This window comes from Gracilibacillus sp. D59 (assembly GCF_052246695.1).
In the GTDB taxonomy this organism is placed as follows: domain Bacteria; phylum Bacillota; class Bacilli; order Bacillales; family Amphibacillaceae; genus Gracilibacillus.
Genome location: NZ_JBQQCK010000002.1, coordinates 77,843 through 102,234, shown reverse-complemented (window position 1 = coordinate 102,234; position 24,392 = coordinate 77,843). Strand labels below are relative to the sequence as shown.

General features: G+C 35.4%; 20 protein-coding genes, 1 pseudogene and 1 riboswitch. Of the genes and pseudogenes, 5 read left to right on the top strand and 16 right to left on the bottom strand.

All coding sequences use genetic code 11. The features are described 5' to 3' along the window. Nucleotides 1-532: 532 nt before the first annotated feature. The 4 genes from ACTWP4_RS03820 to ACTWP4_RS03805 all read right to left on the bottom strand — a co-directional run bounded on the left by ACTWP4_RS03820 (nucleotide 533) and on the right by ACTWP4_RS03805 (nucleotide 4,265). Complete coding sequence (locus tag ACTWP4_RS03820; RefSeq protein WP_443127442.1) at nucleotides 533-1,522, bottom strand: aldo/keto reductase; 990 nt, start codon at nucleotides 1,520-1,522, stop codon at nucleotides 533-535. Between the two features lie 245 nt (nucleotides 1,523-1,767). Then, complete coding sequence (locus tag ACTWP4_RS03815; RefSeq protein WP_443127441.1) at nucleotides 1,768-3,000, bottom strand: endo-1,4-beta-xylanase; 1,233 nt, start codon at nucleotides 2,998-3,000, stop codon at nucleotides 1,768-1,770. Nucleotides 3,001-3,507: 507 nt separating this feature from the next. Then, the gene (locus ACTWP4_RS03810) at nucleotides 3,508-3,972 is read right to left on the bottom strand and encodes a competence protein ComK (protein WP_443127440.1); all 465 of its coding nucleotides are present in this window, start codon (nucleotides 3,970-3,972) and stop codon (nucleotides 3,508-3,510) included. A 23-nt stretch (nucleotides 3,973-3,995) separates the two neighbouring features. After that, the gene (locus ACTWP4_RS03805) at nucleotides 3,996-4,265 is read right to left on the bottom strand and encodes a helix-turn-helix transcriptional regulator (protein WP_443127439.1); all 270 of its coding nucleotides are present in this window, start codon (nucleotides 4,263-4,265) and stop codon (nucleotides 3,996-3,998) included. Between the two features lie 264 nt (nucleotides 4,266-4,529). Here ACTWP4_RS03805 and ACTWP4_RS03800 point away from each other — a divergent pair, with 264 nt between their 5' ends. Then, nucleotides 4,530-4,940 (top strand): (deoxy)nucleoside triphosphate pyrophosphohydrolase, encoded by a 411-nt coding sequence (locus ACTWP4_RS03800; RefSeq protein WP_443127438.1) that lies wholly within the window; start codon nucleotides 4,530-4,532, stop codon nucleotides 4,938-4,940. 148 nt (nucleotides 4,941-5,088) lie between these two features. Here the strand turns inward: ACTWP4_RS03800 and ACTWP4_RS03795 are convergent, their stop codons facing one another. From ACTWP4_RS03795 to ACTWP4_RS03780, 4 genes are all read right to left on the bottom strand, one after another. Then, entirely contained in the window at nucleotides 5,089-7,908 is a 2,820-nt protein-coding gene (locus tag ACTWP4_RS03795; protein WP_443127437.1) for a DEAD/DEAH box helicase, read from the bottom strand. Nucleotides 7,909-8,125: 217 nt separating this feature from the next. Further along, nucleotides 8,126-8,995 carry a phosphorothioated DNA-binding restriction endonuclease gene (locus ACTWP4_RS03790; RefSeq protein ID WP_443127921.1) on the bottom strand — a complete coding sequence of 290 codons (870 nt, stop codon included), beginning with the start codon at nucleotides 8,993-8,995 and terminating at the stop codon, nucleotides 8,126-8,128. Nucleotides 8,996-9,024: 29 nt separating this feature from the next. Further along, nucleotides 9,025-10,293 carry a hypothetical protein gene (locus ACTWP4_RS03785; protein ID WP_443127436.1) on the bottom strand — a complete coding sequence of 423 codons (1,269 nt, stop codon included), beginning with the start codon at nucleotides 10,291-10,293 and terminating at the stop codon, nucleotides 9,025-9,027. Continuing rightward, entirely contained in the window at nucleotides 10,290-12,113 is a 1,824-nt protein-coding gene (locus ACTWP4_RS03780; protein WP_443127435.1) for an AAA family ATPase, read from the bottom strand. Before ACTWP4_RS03780 ends, ACTWP4_RS03785 begins: the two co-directional genes overlap by 4 nt. Nucleotides 12,114-12,606: 493 nt before the next feature. Next, nucleotides 12,607-12,705: riboswitch (purine riboswitch) on the top strand. 64 nt (nucleotides 12,706-12,769) lie between these two features. Between ACTWP4_RS03780 and ACTWP4_RS03775 the strand changes: the two genes are divergently transcribed. Further along, entirely contained in the window at nucleotides 12,770-13,966 is a 1,197-nt protein-coding gene (locus tag ACTWP4_RS03775) for an MFS transporter (RefSeq protein ID WP_443127434.1), read from the top strand. A gap of 232 nt (nucleotides 13,967-14,198) precedes the next feature. Here the strand turns inward: ACTWP4_RS03775 and ACTWP4_RS03770 are convergent. The 3 genes and pseudogenes from ACTWP4_RS03770 to ACTWP4_RS03760 all read right to left on the bottom strand — a co-directional run. Continuing rightward, a pseudogene (locus ACTWP4_RS03770) lies at nucleotides 14,199-14,973 on the bottom strand (aldo/keto reductase); the annotation flags it as partial. A 334-nt stretch (nucleotides 14,974-15,307) separates the two neighbouring features. Continuing rightward, entirely contained in the window at nucleotides 15,308-15,475 is a 168-nt protein-coding gene (locus ACTWP4_RS03765; RefSeq protein ID WP_100358452.1) for an aspartyl-phosphate phosphatase Spo0E family protein, read from the bottom strand. 389 nt (nucleotides 15,476-15,864) lie between these two features. After that, nucleotides 15,865-16,107, bottom strand: a complete 243-nt coding sequence (locus tag ACTWP4_RS03760) for a helix-turn-helix transcriptional regulator (protein WP_443127433.1) — start codon at nucleotides 16,105-16,107, stop codon at nucleotides 15,865-15,867. A gap of 152 nt (nucleotides 16,108-16,259) precedes the next feature. On the opposite strand from ACTWP4_RS03760, the gene ACTWP4_RS03755 reads away from it, so the two are divergent. Beyond that, nucleotides 16,260-16,664: a helix-turn-helix domain-containing protein gene (locus tag ACTWP4_RS03755; protein ID WP_443127432.1), complete on the top strand. Its 405-nt coding sequence runs from the start codon at nucleotides 16,260-16,262 to the stop codon at nucleotides 16,662-16,664. Nucleotides 16,665-16,917: 253 nt separating this feature from the next. Here the strand turns inward: ACTWP4_RS03755 and ACTWP4_RS03750 are convergent, their stop codons facing one another. Both ACTWP4_RS03750 and rlmH read right to left on the bottom strand, forming a co-directional pair. Next, entirely contained in the window at nucleotides 16,918-18,366 is a 1,449-nt protein-coding gene (locus tag ACTWP4_RS03750) for a carbon starvation CstA family protein (RefSeq protein ID WP_443127431.1), read from the bottom strand. A gap of 114 nt (nucleotides 18,367-18,480) precedes the next feature. Further along, nucleotides 18,481-18,960, bottom strand: coding sequence for a 23S rRNA (pseudouridine(1915)-N(3))-methyltransferase RlmH (gene rlmH / locus ACTWP4_RS03745; protein ID WP_443127430.1), 480 nt, complete (start codon nucleotides 18,958-18,960; stop codon nucleotides 18,481-18,483). A 159-nt stretch (nucleotides 18,961-19,119) separates the two neighbouring features. On the opposite strand from rlmH, the gene ACTWP4_RS03740 reads away from it, so the two are divergent. Both ACTWP4_RS03740 and mgrA read left to right on the top strand, forming a co-directional pair. After that, a complete protein-coding gene (locus ACTWP4_RS03740; protein WP_443127920.1) occupies nucleotides 19,120-19,479 on the top strand; it encodes a Lin0512 family protein in 360 nt (119 codons plus the stop codon). Nucleotides 19,480-19,499: 20 nt separating this feature from the next. Continuing rightward, the gene (mgrA, locus tag ACTWP4_RS03735; protein WP_443127429.1) at nucleotides 19,500-20,492 is read left to right on the top strand and encodes an L-glyceraldehyde 3-phosphate reductase; all 993 of its coding nucleotides are present in this window, start codon (nucleotides 19,500-19,502) and stop codon (nucleotides 20,490-20,492) included. Nucleotides 20,493-20,524: 32 nt separating this feature from the next. Here mgrA and ACTWP4_RS03730 read toward each other — a convergent pair whose 3' ends face one another. The 3 genes from ACTWP4_RS03730 to ACTWP4_RS03720 all read right to left on the bottom strand — a co-directional run bounded on the left by ACTWP4_RS03730 (nucleotide 20,525) and on the right by ACTWP4_RS03720 (nucleotide 24,206). After that, entirely contained in the window at nucleotides 20,525-22,243 is a 1,719-nt protein-coding gene (locus ACTWP4_RS03730) for a methyl-accepting chemotaxis protein (RefSeq protein ID WP_443127428.1), read from the bottom strand. Between the two features lie 116 nt (nucleotides 22,244-22,359). After that, nucleotides 22,360-23,475, bottom strand: coding sequence for a hypothetical protein (locus ACTWP4_RS03725; protein ID WP_443127427.1), 1,116 nt, complete (start codon nucleotides 23,473-23,475; stop codon nucleotides 22,360-22,362). A gap of 2 nt (nucleotides 23,476-23,477) precedes the next feature. Next, on the bottom strand, nucleotides 23,478-24,206 hold the full coding sequence (locus ACTWP4_RS03720) for a M15 family metallopeptidase (RefSeq protein WP_443127426.1): 729 nt from the start codon (nucleotides 24,204-24,206) through the stop codon (nucleotides 23,478-23,480). Between the last annotated feature and the right edge of the window lie 186 nt (nucleotides 24,207-24,392).

Below are 24,392 nucleotides of genomic sequence, written 5' to 3'. Positions count from 1 at the left end.
CGCATATACCAACAATGTAACTTCAAAGACGCCGAATAAAGAAAAAGCCTAATCCCTCCTGTTTTTAGCGAGGAATTAGACTTATGGACTTCTACAAAGATAACTTTCTTGTTTAAAAGTGCGCCCGTTAATGGAATATCTATCTAGTATTTACTAAGAAAATAGTTTGCTTGCTTAAATGGACGATTGAATTGATAAAAATTGTCAGCTGCATGTGATTAAAAAATGTGGTTCGTACACAGAGTATGTGACTTCAATTGCTTTTTATGATATAATTTTAGTAAGAAAAGCATATAATAATAATCCGTAGCAGACACTACGGGTTATGGATAAGCGGTTCCCCTAGAGGATCGGCTATCGATTGTGATAGACCTCTCCTACTCACTTTGTCGGTTAATAGGGAGGTCTATTTTCTATTAATCATCGATTTGGCTTGCCCAAAAACAAAGGCTGGCCTTAACTAAAAGTGTTGGAATCAAGTACAATAATCCTTATAAAAATAGATTGATAACTTATTTTATAAAACCTGCCGTTATTTAGTCGGTAACGGTGCATGTGGTGAAATAAATCCTTTTCCCACTAATTCACTCCAGAAAGATTGTGGGATATCCTTCTTAATCATCTCTACATCTTCTGCATTATGTTCTGGGCGTGTTGAACCTGGGATTACAGCTCTCACAGCTGGGTGTGCAGTTGAAAATTGTAAGGCTGCTGCTTTTAAGCTTACATTATGACTTTTCGCAATTTCTTCAAGTTGTTTTACTTTATTCAATATATCAACATCGGCTTTAGCATAATTAAAATGATCTCCTCCAAGCAACACACCAGAATTGAATGGACTGCCTACAATGATATCTATACCTTTATCTACTGCTTTCGCCATCATACGCTGTAAGGCATGCTCATGCTGTAAAAGGGTATACTGGGTAGCAGATAAACATACATCAGGCTGAACTTCTTCTAAATCCATCATTAGTTCAATAGGTTCGGTTGTATTTACACCAAGTCCCCATGATTTAATCACTCCTTCTTCACGAAGGCGACTTAAAACACGAAAAGCCCCATTTCTCGCCTCATCAATTTTTGTAATCCATTCATCTCCATGAAAATCAGGGGAAACATCATGAACATAAACCATATCCAAGCGGTCCGTTTTTAACCGGTCTAAACTTTGTTCAATTGATTTCATGGTGGCTTCCTCTGTATAGTCTGTAATTACTTTATTTTGACGGCCATCCTGGAATATGCCTTCTTTTTCTTCTTTTTCATCAGTAATATAACGTCCGACTTTTGTTCCTATTAAATAATCATCTCGATCATACTTCGATAACGCCTCGCCTAAACGCATTTCTGCTAAACCTGCTCCATAAAAAGGTGCAGTATCAAAATAGCGAATTCCTTGGTCCCAGGCGGTTTGTATTGTTTCCTGTGCTTCCTCTTCGGGAACGTCTCTGAACATATTGCCTAATGGTGCGGTTCCAAGACCTACTTTATGTTTAAGTGCTTGCTCTAGCGACTTCATCAAAATTCCTCCTTGGATTATAAAGCTATATTAATATTTTTCCGCTTTGAACCTGCACTAAACATGAAGGGCTTGGATACGTGGAATGAAAACATCCAGGAGGAATAATCATTTAACGGCAAATCTTAAAAATTTATCATATGTAATTGCAGATCTTCTTCATTAGATTTCTGTGTGTTTTAGATGCTTCCTTTACATACAGTTCTTTACGCAAAAAAAAGGGACAAGAAACCCGTCCCCACGATTCACACTACCAACTGTATAGTACCTTCACTCTTATCTAATGTAAAGCTTACCTTTTTACCATCACATAAAAGGTCATAATCTCCAAGGAATCCTTCAAATGTTACCATACCGTTGTCATCTGTTTTAGATTGCTTATTTGTATACCAATCACCTTTAATTAGTTTCTTTAATACCTCATAAGATGGTTTCGTGCTGTTATCCTTCCTAACAAATCCTGCTGGAGCCCCAAGCCATGCACCATCATCACTGAAGGACCATGTTGTGATCGCTTCTACAGAAGGATGTTCAAACAAAATAGAATACATTTCTTCAACTTCTTTTGCCTGACGTTCTTCGAATTCTGGTGTAGATGGCCACTCTGGAATCTGATAATCATTTAAATCCTCTATTTCAGACGGCATCAAGTGTCCAGATGTTAATGTATTTTCTGTAAAGTGAATTGGAAGACCGAAATGTGAAAAGCGATCTAATACTTCTTCTAATTTCTCACGTCCCCAATATCCTTGATGTTGATGTGACTGAATACCAATCGCATCAATTTCGATACCTGCGTTTAAGCACCCATCAATTAATATTTCATAGTTTATCGATGTATTGAAGTCATTTAATAATAACGTCGCATCTGGATTATATACGCGTGTCTTCGCAAACATTTCTTTTATAATACCGACACGACCTAGATCTTTACTTATTTTTGTAATACCATTATCATACTTATCAAAAATCGGCATTATGACAACCTCATTAATAACATCCCACATATCGACTAGCCCTTTGAAATCTGTTACCTCTCGTTCAATTCTATCAAACTGTGCTTGCAAAATTTCCTCATTGCTCATATCGAGAAGCCACGGAGCAGTTACGGTATGCCAACAAAGTGGATGTCCCTTCACAGTTACATTCCTTTCGTTTAACCATTGAGCTGCTGCCTTTAATTCCTTCGTTTGTGGTTTACCTTTTTCAGGTTCAAACCTTCCCCAATAGAAAGGTAATGTACCAGCGTTAAATACATCTAAAAATTTATCTAGTTTTTCTTCTTGAAATGCAAGTCTGTCTGCTGGCACATTTTTGTTTGCTACATCGATTACATCAAAAATCCCGGCACCAAATAAAAATTGATGATTCGTCTGTTTCAGCTCCACGTTCTTTCCTACAACAGGATTACCTGTTTTATCAACGAGTTTAATCGTTTTGCTCGCCATTCGATGTGCCAATTTATTAGTTTGTCCCATTTTAATACCTCCAAATTCATAGTCGTGCGGCCTTGTTTAGAAAACGCTTTCTTTTCTGTATATTAAATTTTAGCAGAATACTTTTGATATAAAAACTAAGTAAGTTATAGATTTTATTGTAGAAATTAAAGGTATTGTTGCATTTACTTCGAAAAGCTTTGGAATATTTGTCCACTTTTTCAGAGCGTTTTGTGATAAATCTAAGGCCATAAACATTTCTTTCCGTACATCAAATAGCGCTTATTTAAACTTTAACAGTATCGTATACATTAAAACTCGTTGTACTCATCTACTTTACAAATATTGTAGTCATTTCAGGTGTATTTAAGCCACTTAATAATCCATCTCGTATATGATCTTATTTATGAAAAAAGACAATGATCAAGGCAAGACTTCTATTTGAACATATAATCAGTATAGAGGCTTTTGAAGAAAGTAATTGTCACTAAAAAAAGTGATCGACACGAATCGGAAAGTAGTAGAATATGTCTTTTAATGTTTTTAGCGTTATCTCAGGTCATTAGTCGTTCCATTTTCAAAAATCACTTTACACATACCAGTTCTATCATACTGTTTTTGTAACGTATAAACAGAGTCCCCTACTTGTAATTCTTGTCCATTCTTAAATTCAATAACTACACTTTCATTTTTAGTGATGATTTTTTCAATACTATGGAAAAAGAGCCAACTGCAGTTTATATTTTTTGGTGATTTGGTTGGAAAAGCATATATACCATAAGAAATGTTAATAGGTATAGGAGTTTTTTGGTGAAAAGGTAAGTGATGTGTGACAGCTTTTTTGCGACCTTCATAGGCGGCACCACCTACTAAACAATTTGATTTAATAATTTGTAGGGGAGATTCTGTGAAGTATTTTGTCGTGTCTACTTCTATTATTTTCGAGCTATAATCCATGTGAAAAGCAGGCAATATAGCCATCGTCTTATTTGTGATCTTATAATAATCTATCATGATAACCACACCCATTATCAAGATTATTTTTTCTGTTTTTCTAATTCATTATTAATCTTTTCTGATAGTTCATCTATGGAGAAATCTAATACCTTTGATAAATCTCTAATAGTGGAAAAGTGAGGATCTGGATAATACCCTCTTTCTATCTTTCCGTAGTGCTTTTCATCAATGCCTATTTGATCTGCGACATATTCTTGTGTCCACTTAGAATCTTTTTCTTTTAGTTTTTCTCTGTATTCTCTGATGCATGAGCCTAGAATAATTCCATTCATTTCTCGCTTTATCGGCAAGGACAATACTCCTCATTACTTTTTAAGCTCATTATCAATTAATCTAGGAAACTAGAACACGTGGTAGACCACGCATTAGGAAAAACATGTAACAAAATGGTATTTAAGCAATGATAAAGTCAAATATACAGAAAAAAGAGAACCTTACTTGGCTCTCTTTCCTTTGCAACACGACTTTTTTATGTACGTATATTTCAATTCCCTAGTCGATCTATCCATTCCATGCTAAAATTAAATTACTATCAAAAAAGTCGGGGGGTTCATATGAAAAAGAAGGTAAAAGTAGTAGCTGCTGTAATAGAAAACAATCAAGAAGAAGTTCTCTGTGCACTAAGAGCACATGATATGTCTATTCCAAACAAATGGGAGTTTCCTGGTGGGAAAGTAGAAGAAGGCGAGAATTTGCAAGAAGCTTTAGAACGTGAAATTCATGAAGAATTGAAATGTGACATTAAAGCAGACGATGTAATTTATGATCACACACACGAATATGATAGCTTTATTATCAATTTAATTGCATTAGAAGCTTCTATTATCTCTGGAACACCCGTTGCAACCGAACATACTAAATTAATTTGGTTGCCAAAGGAAAACCTTGATTCGATTGTTTGGGCTCCTGCAGATATTCCAGCCGTTGAAACGTTAATTAAACAGACAAAAAGAGCACATCCATAATAGAAATGTGCTCTTTTGATTACCCTACAATTCCATGCAGGTAATAATAGATTCCTTAATCGACACTACATTGAAAATGAATAAACAACTGGGATCTATTTGCAGTTTTTATTAGGCATCGTGTATCTTCTCTCCAATAAAGAGAAGACTACACTTTTTCTGTAAATTCCGTATATAGTCTAGCTGGTATTTCCTGCTCTAATTCAATCTTTACTTGGATAGGTTGTTCTCCTTCATAATCCACAGTATTTCCTTTTCCAATGTAAATGAAAGGCTCTGTTTTACTTTTTTCAATTTTCTTATACTTTCGAACAAACAAATGCAGGTTAATCCCACGTTCTTGGTTAAACATAATATTTTCTCCACGCTCAGATGACTGCTTTGTATTATTTGGTGTCTCCCATTGAAAAAATTTCTGGTCGATAAACTTATCATTATAATTAATACTATCCTTGATATCTTCTTCTTTGTGTAAATCGACAAATAGGAAATATTCCTTTCCGTTAGCTAGCAACCCCTGTCCCCTAAAGGAGCTATGTATTTTCCGGAAGTTCGATAATAATGCTGCATCCACCATTTTATATTGTTCATAGAGCTTTAAGAAAGGTACACCATAATATTTATTTCGAAATTCTTTTCTGTATCGAAAAATACCATAGTGAATAACATCTTCTATAAATTTTCCCATTTCCTCATTTTCCGTGATCAATCTTTGGAAGAGATCTGATCTCTTCAGTATGTGTTTCTCATGAATACTTAACTTGGGACGATTGTTGATCTGCACATTATCATAAAAATCTTGATTTAAACATTGGAAAGCATGTAAAACACTATCACCATCTACAAACTCTATTTCTTTCTGTATTTCATGTTGAGCCCTCTCTAATGAAATCTCATGATGTGTTAACAAGTAACGCAAAATAACAAACTCATAAACTCTCTTTAATGGCAGCATACTAGATAACTCTTTTAATACACCTTCAAAACCTTCATTATATAAAAGTAGCTTTAATTGCTCATCCTTTTCAACTTTGGCAACAAAACCTATGTATGTCTTCGAGTTTTCGATGAAATTAATTGGATCAGGCGAACCATCAAACTTTATATAATCCATTAGATATAAAGGTGCTCTGCCACTGTTCATCTTTTTGAACTCAAAATATTCTTCCTTTAAATACTTCATCGAATAAAAGTTTTCCTTATCGATTTGGGCTAGAATTCTTTCCTGAGATATTTCATCAAGTTGTACATGAGTATTACCAGGTATATTTGCAAAACCGGTAGAAATAGCTACCTTAATACTTTCTTTGTCATAATATCGATTTCCATTTAAAGCTAAGGCAATTAAGAAAGTTTTACTGTGGTTACCAATGAAATCTAGAACAGTCAAGAAATTTTTCAGCGGATGCTTTCTTAATCCTCTTCCAAGCTGTTGAATAAAAACGATAGGCGAGTTAGTCGGTCTTAACATGAGAACAGTGTTTATTGAAGGAATATCTACACCTTCATTAAAAATATCTACAGTAAAGATCACAGTTAATGGATCGTTATTGTTTTCTAACCTACTTATAAATGTGTTTCGTTTCTCACTAGAATCACTTCCATCTAGAGCAATACTATGGTAGCCTCTTTTATTAAACTCTTCTGCCATGTAAGTAGCATGATCTCTACTTGCACAAAAACCGATACACTTCCGCTTCTCTGTGTCATGACCATAAAACTCCATATTTTCGATAATGAAGTCGACCCGTTCATTCAGCTTTAACCTTTTAGTAATTTCAGTGATATCATCAATGTCCACATCACTAAGATCAATAGAATCAATATCCGTTACACCAAAATAATGAAAGGGTATGACTAATTCCTCTTCAAGTGCTTCGTGTAACCGAACTTCTAACCCTACATTATTATCAAACAAATCGAATACATTTTCATTATCGGCACGTTCTGGAGTAGCTGTCATACCTAACGTGAATCTTGGTTTAAAATGATCCATAACTTTTTGATAACTTGGACTTGTGGCATGATGTGCCTCATCATAAATAATATAATCAAAAGTAGTTGGATCAAATGCTAAATAAGATTTAGACATGGTATTAATGTTCGCGAACAAATAGTCAGCATCGCTATCTTTATTTTTTCCTGTCAATAATCCGAATGTTACACTTTCATTCGGCAGTAAAGATTCATAAGTTTCTTTTGCTTTACGAAGTATTTCCTCTCTATGTACTAGAAAAAGCAATCGTCTCGGCTTTACATTTTTCACATCAAAAGCAGACATATAGGTTTTCCCAGTACCTGTAGCTGCAATTACCAACGCTTTATTCTCACCAAAGCTTCGCAGTCTTTCCAAATTCTCGATAGCCCGTCGTTGCATATTGTTTGGTACAATATAGTTCCCTTTTTCAGCGACGAATTGTTGTTGAGTTGTAACAATATGTTCGATGCTTTGTAATAGCTCTTCATAACGTTTTATAAATTCAAAATCAGCAACTGTACTTTGTTCCCATACAGAGTTATATTCTTTTAATACTTGTTTCACAAACTCATCATTATGCTTAGAGATGATCTCCACATTCCACTCTACATTACTCTTTAATGCACTTTGAGTTATATTAGACGAACCAATAATAATTTTATAAAAATCTTCATATTCAAAAATATAAGCCTTCGTATGAAAACCTATTTCTCTTTCATCCGTGACAAATACTTTTAAATCAATATTTTCAAAGGTATTAATTTTTAATAAAGACTTGGTGTCTGTAAAATTCAGATAAGTCGAGGTAATGATTTTACCTTTTATTCCTTTCTTATTGGCTTGTTTAAGCGGATCTAACAGAAGTTGAAGGCCACTGAAATTAATAAAAGCTACGCTGAAATAAAAACGCTGACATTCTTGTATGCTTTGTGCTAGCTCTTTTAATAGATTTCCGGTATTGTTATTTGTGATTAATCTTTTGTCGATCATTGAGCCACTCCTTGTTGTGATTTGAGTTTTTTTAGTGGAATAAATATACTTTTAATTTAAAAACTTGCTAACAATTAGAATTGCTCATCCTTCATATTTTCGGTATCTTGCATAAGTGATCCGTCTCTTTACGTGGTCACTGTCTTTATAAATGGTTTGACCTTTTCTTCAATACTTTTTCTATCACTTTGCGTAGTACCAAACGACCATTAAAAACTTATATAATATCCTCCACATCCCCCTTATACACTTCTTTCACATGCCAATAAATAAATTCTTCCTTCGGGAAATAGCTTTGCTGTGTTGGCTTGCGAATGGATTGCTTGTCATATCGCTTTACATAATCATAAAATGTTTTATTTCCTACCGCTTGCTCTGACACATGTATTCTATAATCAGCTGTAACAGCAAATACGCCTCGGTCAAATAATTGATGATGCAGAGAACATAACGCTAATCCATTCTCTTCTTTATCAGGTCCACCAATATTGTGCCACTTGATATGTGCCGCCTCAATACCAATCAGTTGTTGATTAAGCTTTACTTGAAACCCACATATTGCACATTGATGTTGATAGGCATTGAGGACTCTTTCTCTAAATTCCGGATCTCTTTTTCTTCGACGATAGTACGTTAATTGTAAGTCAACTGCTTGTAAAATCTCATTATGTAACGTTTCAGGAAAATGCAGCTCTAATAATGGATTAGCGATTTGATCAATTAGGGCACGATCTGTTTCTAGAAGGTGATAGACCTCTTCTGTAAATCCACCTGATACACTATAATCAATCAAAGCTTTATTAAATGAACTACTCATAAGTATAGGTTTATCTAATTCCCAAATGCCATCACGTTCTAATCTAACAAAAGGTTGTTCCGGATGATAAGATTTACGCTTCGGGCCATATTCAATCAGTAATTCTACTAATTTTGGCCTAGCATTAGCGTATAAAAAGCGTTTCTGACCTGTTAACTGCCATTGACCTAATGCATATAAAATAAGCAGTGGCTTATGCGGTGCACGTTGGTCGCCTTTTTTCCACACTACCAAATTCGATATGCGCTCTAATAATTCAGACTTATTGATAGATAATACCTCCTCTCGTCAGAATTAGATTACTTCCTCTTACTCCTACTTAAAACTTCAACCATCCCAAAATCACTATCATCAAACTCCACCTGATCTAAACATAAAACCCCTTGTACATTCACTTCACTACTCAACAAGTATCTTCCCTTACGATCCTTCACCAAATAAAGATACTCAACAAGCTCTTCTAACCCAGTAGTTGCATACTCAATCCTTGACGTATTCTTAACCTCACCAATAGTGAGCTGTGTTAATTTATTTGTTGATCTTTCATAGGTTTCTATAAGAAAATCTGGTCTCCCTTGCCATAGATTACTAGTAATATTACGCCCAAATATATTTTTTGCTAAGCCTTTTGTTGTTTCTAAAGATTGATATTTTTGTTGAAGATAAGGGTGTTGACTGCCTTCGATTTCACTAATTGGTACATGAAAGATAACAGAGTCAGATCCAGTGGAATCATGATACAAGTGATGAATATGGGAAGCATCCTCCCATGTTGCTACTTTATTCTGTCCACCATCCATTAGGTGTAGTTGACTTTTGTCTGTATGTTGCTTAATAATTTTTATAATCCAATATAATTCAAATAACACATCTTGATTTTCAGGTGCGATAAAGGTTTCACGTAGTAAAATTTTTAAATCATCTTGGTTGTACTGTCCATGGGTTATTTTGCGATAGGACAATAATAATCGTGCTGCTTCTCGATATAATTTATTTCTATGATTCAAAGTTTTTTGAACAGTGCGATCACTAACATACGCCTGATTTACCCGTTGCAAATAAACATTGTGTTTAAATGCATATTCTATATTCGATTTTAATTCTTGCCATCCTGAGAACCATGCTGCTTTTTCAAACCCTTTAAGGTAAGAATCTTTAAAAAGAAGTTTGTAAAGAATCCCTAGTAATTCCTTCAACACTAGATTCTCTGGTGTATCGTAAGACCGAACACTTTCATTTGTTGTAAATATTGTCCGATCTTTATAATTTCTTGCTAAACGACTCTTCATCGTTTCCGACCAATCAATTTGCCCTTTTACTTCCCCCATATTTGTTTCCTTGTGCGTAACTGTTGTGGTTTTAAAATGCTTGAGTAAAAAGGGTAATCTTTTTACAAAGTGCTTTGTTTCAGATAATAAAAGAAAACGTATTGTTAATAATTGCTGCAGATTAGAAATATTGACATTCATCTTGGATAAGAATGAATGTATTCTTACATTGCCTGATTTCAAATATCCATGAAGATATCCCGAAATCTCCTCTAGTATTTCATCTTCTTTTCCACTCATTCCAGCCCACCAGCTTCAAAAAAATCACTCACAAAATCATGTAGATATTCTTTGTCCATGATAATGTCCGTTTGTTCATCTATCTTGGTAATAAACTCATTCATCTTATATAATGGTAACCCTTCAAATTGTGGCAACACATATAAGATAATCGCTGAAGTAAAATCATCATTAAACTGTGTATGCTTGGCTATGTCCGAAACAATAGCAGGTCCAATATTTCGATAGTTATTAATCAACTTCCATATGATCGTTAAGGTATCAACATGTGGATAAGTATCCATGTTCCAAACATTTAAATATTGCTGAATTAAGTCTGACGTAATATTTTTCGGTATAGTCACAGGGATAAAAGCGAAACGACGCATAAATGCATAACTCATTTCATATAAGGATGCCTTATCAACCGTATTCATTGTTGCAATAATTCGCCAATCATTTGGAATGACATAGGTATGGCCATTTGTTTCAAGCCCATCTTCTTTGCCTTCTGGTTTAATAATGATAGAACTACCGTCTTCCGACTCAAATGGTAGTGCTACTTCATCCCCAGTTAATACAGAGAACAAAGAACCAAACGCTTTATCGATATCCGCTCGATTTATCTCATCAATAATTAACCATTTATTTGTAGGCTTATTGGTATTTGTATCCTTGACACACTTCAAGAAGATACCCTCATTAAAATGTAAATTACCTTCTTTATCTGGCAGATACCCACCGATCGTTTCATACGTTGACCAATTAGACGATGCTGTTACCATTGTTGACTCCACCCTATACATGTCGCAAATCTTGCTCGCTAGCTTCGATTTACCTGTGCCTGGAGGTCCAGTAAGAATAATATGTTTTCCGTTCTGAATAGCTGTCATTACTTGATCAAGTAGAAGTTCAACATTTTCAAATACTAACCCTTCCAATTTATTTTCAACACTATCAAAATTCACACGGGAGGTATTGATTTTCTTCTCATCCATTTCTTTATTCCTTATTTTTGGTTCTGGGGTAGGCTTTTCCTCTTGCCAAACCTTCGCAATTTCAGGCATTCTATAAAAATTAATTTGCTCATCTGGATAGTGTTCTTGCAGCTTTTCTCTAATCATCAACAACTTTTCATCTGTATCTTCAACAGATGAATCCGTTATATAATTGGAATAGGCCTTTACAATTTTCTCCTTATGCCCCCAACTAGCAATCGATTCGAAGTAATCCGGTAACAATAAGTGTAAAAATATATGTAGTGCTTGCACTCTCTTACCAAGCCTTTGTCGTATTTCATCAGCATGTCGTTTCAGTTGTTTAGGATTATGTAATATATCTTTTCGAATATCTAATGAAAATCCTTTTAGCTTCTCCACTACTAAAAACAGAAAGGATACTTCAAAATATTTACTAGTATTATAGAAAGTTCCCGTAGCTCCAAGGCCATCTTTTAATGCACCAAATACTTTCCACGAACGATCAAACTCTACTCCTTTCCATGAAGCGATCATTTCTAGCTTTTCTATCTTTGTTTTAAAACTAACTGATTTTCTATATGGAAACATATAATAGATATACAATAACTCAATAGCAAATTTATAAACACTCTCGGATTCATTTTCTAGTTGTTTTTTTAACTTGCTATCAAAACTATCTCCTGATGCATCAGGGTTCTCTATAAAGATAGCTCGAAAACGATTCATATTTTGCTCTGTCCAAATATTTTCTCCGTCCCATATAATAGACTTACCATCTAATAAACACTCATCTTTCCATTTCTCAGCTACATCATAGATTTTTTGTCTGTCATCTGTATGATTTTCATAGAATATCGCCATTTTTACACCCTTTTTGTTTATCATGATATAAAACAAATAAAACTATTTACCTATAATCAATATACCAGAAAATTGGATATAAAAGTAGTGATACTACATCTGTATATTTTATACTAATTTCTATAATAAAAAAGGTGTCTAATGTGAGACACCTTTTTGACATCTTGCTTAACTATAGAATGACATAGGAGAGTACTTCTCCTATCTACTATACATTTCAGAATCAACTTACAACTTTATTTCTTTTCATTTACTTAGAAGCCTCCAGAATCTAACCGAACATTCACTCTATTTAATAAATGAACTATTCATCTTCTCATTGGATATTCCTAATGAAAAAATAATAGAAATAGCTGTCGCTTGTATTGAAAATGCTACTAATAAAATTCTATATGCCATACGTTCCCATCACATGAACCTATCTAATAATTGGGAGTTCCCTTATTTACCACTTGAAAAATTACCAAATTGCTAGTAAACTATTCAAAGTGTTTATAAATAAAATAATACAACCTGTATAACCTCAGAATATGGCTTGAGGGTCTCTACCAGGAACCTTAAAATCCTGATTACAGAAAATGAATGATTCGTTTTCTGTAATCAGGATTTTTTTATTTCCTAAAAATATTTTTACTAGAAAGGACGTAAAACAGAATATGAATGTAAAAGTTTTTATATTAGCATTATCCACTGTAGCGGTTGGACTGGTTGAGTTGATTGTTGGTGGCATCCTTCCAACTATTGCAGATGACCTAAATATCTCTTTAAGCTCAGCAGGACAACTTATCACGATTTTCGCACTTATTTATGCTATATCCGGTCCTGTGCTATTAGTCTTAACTAGCAAAATGGAGCGTAAGAAATTATATCTCTTATCTTTATCTGTTTTCTTCATTGGTAATATCATGACCTATTTCAGTCCGAATTTTACCTTTATGATGATTGCAAGAGTTATCACCGCAATGAGTACAGCGCTTATCGTGGTACTATCCTTAACGATAGCTGCCAAAGTTGTTGCACCAGAACACCGAGCGAAGGCTCTGGGTCTGATTTATATGGGTATTAGCTCATCACTTGTTATGGGTGTGCCACTAGGAATTTTGATCTCTGATAAATTCGGCTGGCGTGTTATTTTTCTTGGGATAGCAATTTTATCTGTAGGCTCGTTTGTACTTATTTCCATCTTTATAGAGCGAATATCTGGAGAAAACACCGTTCCACTTTCACAGCAATTAAAAGCAGTAAGCAGCTTAAAAATAGGTAGTGCACATCTTGCGACTATGTTTATGCTAGCAGGACATTACACACTTTACGCGTACTTTACTCCATTTTTAGAAACGGAGCTTCATCTAAATTCTAGTTGGATCAGTATCTGTTATCTATTATTTGGAATTGCAGCAGTAAGTGGCGGAGCATTCGGAGGGACTCTTTCCGATTCAATTGGAGCTCAAAAAAGTATCATTGTCGTCATTGTTTCTTTTGCTGTAGTGTTATTCATCTTACCATTCACTACTTTTTCGCTTATTGTGTTTATTCCAATTATGATGATTTGGGCAACATTAAGCTGGAGCCTAGCTCCTCCACAACAAAGCTATTTGATTCAAACAGATCCTGCTACATCGGATATTCAGCAAAGCTTTAATAATTCAGCCTTGCAAGTTGGTATTTCGATTGGATCAGGTTTTGGTGGTATTGTGTTAAGTCAAACCGGAACTGTAGCTCATACGTCTTGGTTTGGTGGAGTTCTTATTATCGTATCTTTAGGGTGTGCGGTTTTTTCTTTAACAAGGAAAACGACTGCAAGAGAAAATAATGGTGCGACCATAGCTTTTCAAAAACAAATACATGATTAACCAGAAGCAAAAATAGTAGACAAGAACAGAATTCCCCTTTGCGAATAGGGGATATTCACTAGTTCTGCTCTTCAGGTCTGTTATCTTAATGAACTTCTTTTTATGACTTACATCGGGTGCATTTATACTTCAGTAATGCACCCGATTTTTAATAAGTGCTTAAAGGTGACAAATCTCTCCTCGAAAAAACTTCGTTATCTAGTTGGCAATGGTGCTCGCTGAGAAATAAATCTGGGTGTGCCGTTGAAAATTGTAAGGCTGCTGCTTTCAAGCTTACATTATGATATTCTGCAATTACTTTTAATTGCTTTACTTTATTTAATATATCAGCACCAGCTTTAGCATAATCAAAATGATCTCCTCCAAGTAACACACCAGAATTAAATGGACTTCCTACAATGATATCTACACCTTTTTCCTCAGCTTTTGGCAGCATGCGCTCTAAGCATGCTCATGCTGTAAAAGCGTGTATTGATTGGCAGATAAGCAGACATCAGGCTGAGCTTCTTCCAAATCCATCACTAGTTCAATAGGTTCGGTTGTATTGACACCAACTCCCCATGATTTGATCACCCCTTCTTCACGAAGGCGACTTAAGACACGAAAGGCGCCATTTCTAGCCTCATCAAACTTTGTAATCCATTCATCTCCATGAAAATCAGGGGAAACATCATGAACGAAGACCATATCCAAGCGGTCGATTTTTAACCGGTCTAAACTTTGTTCAATAGATTTCATGGTGGCTTCCTCCGTATAATCCGTTATGACTTTATGTTAACGACCATCCTGGAATATGCCTTCTTTATCTTCTTTTTCATCAGTGATATATCGTCCAACTTTCGTCCCTATGAAATAATCATCACGATTATACGCTGATAACGTCTCACCTAAACGAATTCCGCTAAACCTGCTCCATAAAAAGGGGCAGTATCAAAATAGCGAATCCCTTGATCCCAGGCGGTTTGTATGGTTTTTTATGCTTCCTCTTCGGGAACGTCTCTGAACATATTCCCTAATGGCGCGGTTCCAAGACCTACTTTATGTTTAAGTGCTTGCTCTAACGATTTCAACTAAACACCTCCTTATCATGAAGTTATAATATTTCATTTTCCACTTATACTCTGCACTAAACATGAAGACTTGGATATTTAAATGTTAAAACGTTTTAGGAGGAATAATCGTTTTAAGTTGTAACCTTACTAACTTCTAGATAAGCTTGAACACTTTATTCTATGTATATTGAAAGGCAACCCACGATTGTTAGAGGAAAAATGTAGTAGAGGGTTATAAAGTTCCTTGACTTTGATGATAGATATCACTTATCTAAAATACCTTATATTTCTATTTCATTAATTTTTGATAAATTTTTATTTGTTCATCTAATAATTCACTATATTTTAAAGTAGAGGGGGCTGTTAATCCCTCTCGTAATCCTATGTCTACTAATTTTTCTCGCATTAATTCAATTCGTTCTAATAATGAGTCGACATCGACTTCACTATTATTCATATGGAAACCTCCTTATTCAACTGTACATATTGATTTGAATGAATTGGGAAAGGAAAAATATAGTAGGAATATTTCGTGGAAATACATCAAGTACCTAGTAAAGCGAGGAGAGAGTCAATATTTTGTCTTAATCTTTTGGTATGTTCAATCTCCTAATTAGGTTCAACTATTTATTCCAACCTGCATCACCTTGTAACCCATCATTAATTCATCAACGCTATTAATCAGAACAATAATTTAAATATACGAATGAGATTCAACAAAAAATCTTCATAGTTATACGTAAAAAATCCTCCTTTATGTTAGTGCTCAAATCATGTCCTTATTTTCCTGTTTATCTTTAAATTTAGCTTATATGCATCTTGAAATAATTGCATATCTCATAGCTCTCACCGCCTTTTCAAATTCCGACTTGGATTACTGGACATTTCGTTCAAGCTCTCATTATAGAAAAGCTCATCAACCGTACAATTTAATACATCCGCGATTTTTTTAGCCAAATCAACACTAGGTGTTCTTTTTCCTTGTTCAATTTTGTAATAATAAGATGTTGAAATACCAACCCTTTGTGCGATTACATCAACTTCTTTATAACCTTTACTAATTCGAATATGCCTTAAGTTTCTTCTCATAGAATCACCTTCTTTATTAGACGCTATGTCCTGTTAAATAATACTATAATGGACATTACGTCCAAAATCAATCCCTTTTTCCCCATTTTGTCTAAATATATTTTGTGTTTTGGACAAATAGTATAATATATGAGTTATATGGAGGCTGACTAATGAGTAAATTCAGTAATAGATTAAAAAACATTAGATTAAAAAGGAATATTTCTAGAAAAGCATTAGCTCAAAAGGTTGATCTATCTTACTCGACTATTGCTAAGTATGAAAATGGAGAAAGAGAACCAGATATTTCTACATTAAATAAATTAGCATTATCTTTGGAAGTATCAGTTGATTACTTGGCAGGAAAATCTAATAATGAAAACAGCGACGATTCCAACCCAATTTCAGAAGTCAACTGCCTTCTTAAAGAGTTTGGCATAGAATATTCGGGCTTTCACGATATCGATCGTTGGAAGGCCTTGGGACCAGAGGAATTAAAAGAACTGGAGAATTACTTTAAATACATCACAGATATGGCTATGAGAAAAAAAGAAGAAAACGATGATGATCCAACTTAGACTATAAATAAAATTACTAACCTTCAGATAAAGAATAGACAAGGGTAATGATTATAGTTAGCTTTTTGTTTCTTAATTACGAAAACAATAAGAGATTATGTTACAGAATCTAGCTTGGGTGAAAACTGTTCATTCACTAGCTGTATCTCTCTAAAACTGGCTTATAAAAAGTAGCACCATTCTATATTTAGAGTGGTGCTACTTTTGTTATGGCTTACCGTTATGTTCTAAATGGAGTTAGCAATGCCCAGCACTACCCTACTTTCAGCTCCGAATCTTCATAATTGCTGGCTCTTTTATGTTTAATAAGTTGCGATACAAACCAAGCGAGTACAGCCAACCAAATAACCATTCCTAAAACTAGAGAAATACCATAGTCCAGATTAAAGCCTTCTGGTGCATAGAAGAAATACGTACTTACTACCGCTGTCATGAACAAAGCCGGAATACTGCAGATCCAATGAAACTTGTTATTTTTCACTAGGTACATGGCTGCCGTCCATAACATCACCGTAGCAATAATCTGATTCGATCCACCAACATAGCGCCAGAGGAAGCTATAATCAATCGTAGTTAAATATAGCGTTGTTCCAGTCACAATTATGATAAGGAAAGCTAATTTCCCTTTCCCATTAAAGTCTTTTTTCGTCAGTTGAGTCAATAATTCTGCAAGCATCATTCTAGAGGAACGCAATGCCGTATCACCCGTGGTAATTGGGAGAACAACAATACCTAAAATGGCGATGAATCCACCAAATGCACCTAACGTTGTTATACTGATTTCATTAACAACCCCAGCTGGACCTCCTGCTGCTAATGCTGTTTGCAATGCACCAGTACTACCAAAAAAGGTCATCCCTGCTGCTGCCCAAATCATAGCAATAACGCCTTCTCCGATCATTGCTCCATAGAAAACTTTTCTACCTTCATTTTCTTTTTTTAATGTTCGAGCTAAAATGGGACTTTGTGTACTATGAAATCCAGAAATCGCTCCACAGGATATGGTTACCATTAATAATGGCCAAATAGGCATTTCCCCAGGGTGTAAATTACTTAATGTTAAATTCGGGATCGGATGATCAAAGAAGAAGAGCATTCCAACACCGATTGACACGGCCATGAAAATTAAGATTGCTCCAAAGATAGGATAGACTCTTCCGATTATTTTATTAATTGGTAGAATCGCTGCAAGTATAAGATAAGCAAAAATAATCACCAACCAAGTCGTAGAGTTAAGTGGTGTTATTTGCGTAAGTAACTGCGCAGGTGCTGCAGTAAATGCTGCTGCCACCAAAACCATTAATATGATCGAAACAATCGTTGTAACGAATTTCATTTTACCGCCCAAATATTTACCGACAAGCGTCGGAAATTGAGCTCCATTATGTCTAAGCGATATCATCCCCGAAAAATAATCATGTACCGCCCCAGCAAAAATACAACCTATAACAATCCATATAAATGCGACTGGGCCATATAGCGCGCCCATTATTGCACCAAATATCGGTCCGGTTCCAGCGATATTCAAAAGCTGAATTAAACTCGCTTTCCACCAACTCATTGGCATATAATCAAGACCATCATTGTTTGTATAGGCAGGTGTTGAATTCTGGTCATTAATGCCAAAAATCCTTTCAACCACCTTCCCGTAAACAATGTAGCCAACAATTAACAATACAATAGATGCTATAAAAGTAACCACCGCTGAACCCTCCTTTTATTTGAAAAGTAAATATTATAATAATATAGTATGGGAGGAAAAAGCAATGGTCTTTTCAAAATTTTCAGATATTTCCTACTTTTTTTAGAACCTCATTTACTTGTGATACGGTTCCCCCTTCACAATCCTAAACCCCCGATAAACCTGCTCCAACAAAACCAACCGCATCAACTGATGAGGAAACGTCATCTTAGAAAAAGACAGCTTATAATCACTCCGCACACACACTTCCTTACTCAACCCCAACGAACCACCAATGACAAAAACAATTTTACTCTTGCCATGAATCATCAATTGTTCTATTTTTTCGGCAAATTTCTCGGAGGTTGGCGTTTGTCCCATTATTTCCAGGGAAATAACGTACGCATCTGGGGAAATTTTCGACAGGATTCGTTCGCCCTCTTTTCGTTTTACTTCCTCTTGTTCCGCTTCACTCATATTTTCTGGTGCTTTCTCATCTGGCACTTCAATTATTTCCATATTGGCATAAGCGCCCAATCTTTTCATATACTCTTGTATACCCTGTTTTAAATATTTCTCTTTTAACTTTCCTACCGCTACAATCGAAATCTTCATGTGTGTCATCCTTCCGAAAACTATCATTATTACTATTTTACCAAATCCATTAACATGATACGAGTTGTTCTTAATTGATTTACTAAGCCTTTTACCTTAACATTAAAAAAGGGGATGTTTACACCTTTGTCTCTATCCTTACTATTTGGAGGCGATTTCGTGGAAAAAATCATATTTATTGAAACAGGAACTGGAATAGATGTACATGGACAAAATGTGACCAAAGCCTGTCTTCGTGCTGTTGAAAATGCCATTCACTGCAATTCCATGCCAGGAATTGCAGAATACCTACCAGAAAACAACCTTCACAACATGAAAGTCAATGTTAGACTAGCCGTTCCCATCGATAAAGAAAAAGTAGATGTGGAACTAGTTAAACAAGAAATACCATATGGAACAGTGACAGTTGAAGTGATTGATGGCGGTATGGCGACCACATCGGGTATTGTTCTCGAAGAAAAAGAAGACAAGAACGATCTGATGTATATTGTCAATGCAGCTGTAGAAGTAGGCTATTAAAAATATTAGGGAGGAATTTTATGACGTTTATTGCTAATCCAAAACGTTACCATGAAATACCGTATAACCGTTGTGGTAACTCAGGTATCAAGCTCCCGGCCATCTCCTTTGGCCTTTGGAACAACTTTGGTGGAGAGGATACATTAGAGAATCAGCGTAGAATGTTAATGAAAGCATTTGATTTAGGTATCACTCATTTTGACCTTGCTAATAATTATGGGCCACCTCCAGGGGCAGCAGAGAAAAACTTTGGACGCATTCTCAACGAGGATTTCTCTCAGTACCGCGATGAAATGATCATTTCAACAAAAGCGGGCTTCAGAATGTGGGATGGGCCGTATGGAGATTGGGGATCTCGGAAATATTTAATCTCAAGTCTTGATCAAAGCTTACAACGCATGAACCTCGACTATGTGGATATATTCTACCACCACCGTCCTGATCCAGAGACACCTCTTGAAGAAACAATGGCCGCTCTCGATCAAACCGTCCGACAAGGAAAAGCACTTTATGTCGGCATCTCCAACTATAACGCTGAACAAACAAAGCAAGCGATTGACATATTAAAAGCACAAGGTACACCTTTTATCATCCATCAAGCCGCTTATTCCATGCTTGACCGTACTATAGAAAACGGTTTAACAGATGTACTAGCTGAACATGGTATTGGCTGTATCGCCTATGTACCCTTAGCACAAGGGCTATTAACAAACAAATACTTAAATGGGATTCCAAGAGATTCCCGTGCAGCAAAGGAATTTATTCCATTTTTAAATGAGCGTGATGTTTCTTCTGATAAGCTACAGAAGATAACAGCATTAAATCATATTGCACGGGAACGTGGGCAATCCTTAGCACAAATGGCACTCGTCTGGGTATTACAAGAAAAATCCGTTGTTTCTGCATTAATCGGTGCCAGCCAAGTTAGTCAGATCGAAGAAAATGTTAAAGCATTAAATAATACTACTTTTACACAAGCAGAGCTTGATGCGATTAATGATATTTTAAAGTAGAAGAACTCGAGTGAATTTTCACTCGAGTTCTTTTATACCTTGAATTCGGCAACTTTTTGATGTAATTGTTCACTAGAGTTGGTCACACGGTCGAGTCCTTGATCTACTTCCTCTACCGTTGCATTCATCTCCTCTGATACAGCTACCAACGATTCGGCATTTGTTACATATTGCTCTGTCGTTTGCTTCATTTCAAGGATAAACGTTAATACTTCTTTTAACCTGGAGGTCATCGTTTCGGCTAGTGGGACAATATTATTACTTTGTTGTTCTATTTTTTCTGTCACTTCACTCATAAAGTAAAAATGTTGCTGAGAATCATGTAGCAAATCTTTTGTTTCATGTGTTTGTTGTCTTGTTTGATCGATTTGACTGTTCACTTTCGATTTTTGTAATTGAATCGATGCGATCATTTCACTTATTTCCTGGGCAGCATTCTTGGACTGATCTGCTAATTGGCGAATTTCATTTGCTACTACACCAAAACCTTTTCCATACTCACCCGCTCGTGCTGCTTCTACTTGTGCATTTAACGACAATAAATTCGTTTGTCCGGCGATTTGATCAATTGTTTGGACGACCTGATCCATCATTTTCATCTTCTCTTCTAAATAACGGAGTTCTGTTACAGATGCTTGCATACTTTGATCCATCTGATCTGTTTTTATTTGTATATGTTCCATTTCTTCTACACCAGCTAATGCTTTGTGGTTTGCATCGATACTTAACTCATTCATACCGATTGTCATGTTCTTTACTTTATCCAGCATTTGATCAGCATCGCCTAAATAATCTGCTGATTTTTCTATCCCTGCTAATTGTGTATGGGATTGTGTTGCGAATTCACTGACAGAAGCAGTTACCCCTTCAATCCCACTTACAGTATCCTTCATTTGTAGTGTGAGATGCGTACTAGTGTCGGTTGATTCCTTACTATGGTTAAATACCGTTAAAAAAACGGATTGCATGGAATTTTTTAAGAAATTCATACTTTTTGTTAAACGTCCCAGTTCATCTTTGCTTTTATGTGTTAATTCAGGCATTGTCAAATCACCATTTGCCATTCTGTCTACATAATTAGCAATTTGAATAATAGGTTTTCGTATATAATTTTGTGTTAGAAAACCTAATATACATGCTAACAAAATAGCTACGATTGCAATAATGATACTTGATTGAATCGCTTGTTCACTTCTATTAACTGAGGAATCTGTTTGTGCTGAAATATATGTATTCAATTGCTCCTGCATATGAGACATTTCCTGTGTGGAACGTTCGAAAAAGGCAATACTCTTGTATAACTCATCCTGTGCTACCGTTGTTTCTTTATCTTCGGCAGCCTGGATTACACGATCTGCCACTTGCTTATACTGTTGCCATGATTGAAGATAATTTTGGTAACTATCCAGCATTTCCTGACGTTCAAGGTTATCGATATATGTCTCTATTTGTGTTAGGTCTTTTTCAAGTAAATCAAACGAGCCTTGTATTTCTTTTTTAAAATTATTTAACGAAACACTCATGGTAGTTGTCGATATTTCCTGCAATGTATTGTGGATCTCATACATTAATGTATAGCTGTCTGTAGCCGTTTGCAACATAGGTAAATGTTCCTCATCGATAGCACGATTGCTTTCTGAAATAAGTTGAAAACGGGTAAAGTTCCACGTACTGCTTGCAAGAAAAAGGATTAAAAATATCACAAAACTCAAAAATATTCTTACCTTCAATGGTATTTTTCTTTTTCTCAATTTGATTGTTCCCCCTTCTATGGACCCATGACCATTTTACATAATGTCACATAGAATAGGAACATATACTGACATTAATTAACACTAACTTTACATTGAGAGAAAAGGAGACCTTGTTATTTTTGTCTCTGATCGTTCCATACGAATACAACTCCTGCACGTGGTAATATCCAATCATGGATATCAATTTTTATCGTGTCATTCGGCAGACGAGTGATTGACTCCGCTTCATTTAAGAATGGAATTGCTTCTACATCCATCTCATTTTCCAAATGCATGAACATGATTTCAACATCTTCGGTAGGCTCTGAAATCATCACGATAAACTTCTTTTGACTTTTTAGTTGTGGCATTTGAAAACGCAAGTGTACCTTGGATAAAGCTCCCGCTGGTATTTCTTTCGGAATATCTAATAATAAATGAAAGCCTTCATGTCCTTCGTTATTTACTACACTGTAAGATATCGGTTGTCCATTAATTTCGATCGTGAACTGTAAAAATACTTGAACGAATTCTTCCAGTTCCTGATCAGATAACTCCTTCAGTAATGCATTATGCTCATCATTCACCCATAAGTTTTCACGGAATAAAAACTCTGCCCGCTGATATAACCCATCGAGAGTACTTTCTTTATAGGAGAAACCGATGCGTACATCATTACTCTGCTGGTAGTTTGTTAAATCCCTTTCAAATGATAAATCCTGTCTGATGCAATAATAAGTATCTTTATTAAATACAAATTGCTTGTTCTGATTTACCTGATAGGTCATATCAGCCTTTGTATCCAAATAGGAAATATAATATTTAAACCGGTGCCGATACTGATAAGATTTGGTTAAATAAGAATGGATTAATGTTTCATACAGCATATTACCGACCGTTTTACCTAAAATAGATTCTGTCGACTTTTGAATAAATTGCTTCTTGGATTCAGTCGAAAACTTATCAATTACTTCCTGATTTAACATCATCGTTTCTGTCATTTTCTCAGAAAGTTCACGGTCTTTATGTTTTTGAGTGAAATAATCATAAAGAAAATTAAAAAGTACCAATGGAATCATGACACTGACTAATGAATTAACAATATCAATATAAAGACGATCCCACGAATAAATACCTAACAAAACATTGACTAAAATAACGATAAATAATAGTAATAAGACGACGAAAAAGAATAGAATACTGATATTTTTAAAGGACCGCGTCAGTAAAGTGTTATCCTCGTTTTTCACAATCATTCCCCCTTAAATTGAGCGACACCGTATATGGCAGCAGGTTTCTCTGTATTTTGTGCCCACCATTGATTCCCATAGTCAAAATGCCACCATTCCTGATGATAGTTGGTGAATCCTTGATCAATCAAAATATGGTATAACATGCGACGGTTTGCTAAAATCTCTTCTTCTTGCTTAGTTAACAGGCTTGTCTGTTTCTTCTTCTCATAGTAAGCGGTATTAGCTTTTGCAGAAAAGTCATCAAATGCTGTGCCGAAATCCAATAATGTATCTTGATCATTTCTAATCGTTAAGTCGACGGCCCCACCGGTAATATGGGGAGCTGGATGTGCGGCATCTACAGATGGATATGACACAAATTGCTCTGTTTTTTCCTTCCAATCCGCTTCTGAAGCTTGCGGGTATTGCTGTTTTATTTGGTTATAAAATTGATCATATATCGCCTTTTGTACTTGAAAAGGGCGATAGCCATCCCATATGACAAATTGATAGCCATCAGGGAGATGGTATGCAGCTTTTTCCAGAGCATGCAATACCGATTCTCTGAGATAACAATGAGGCAATGCTCCATTTATATTCCATTGATGGTACATTGGATGTTCCGTAATTCGTTTGGAATTGTATTCACTAACTTTTATTAAAGGTTCACCACAGTCTTTAATTGGAATATCTTTTTGTTTGAAATCTGGATGAACCTGTTGAGGAATGGGATTATTCGTGTTCTTCATTCTTATCGTCTCCTCTGCCAATTCTTATCTTTATCATATCAAAAGATTACTCAAAAAGGGGAAAGGGAGTTCCTAAAGACTCATCCATTATTGATGGCACGTACCTAACTGTTGAAGAACTATCAAAAAAAGACGACCTATTTAACGATCGTCCTGCCGAATTATTGCTACCCTTTAGCGAGTATG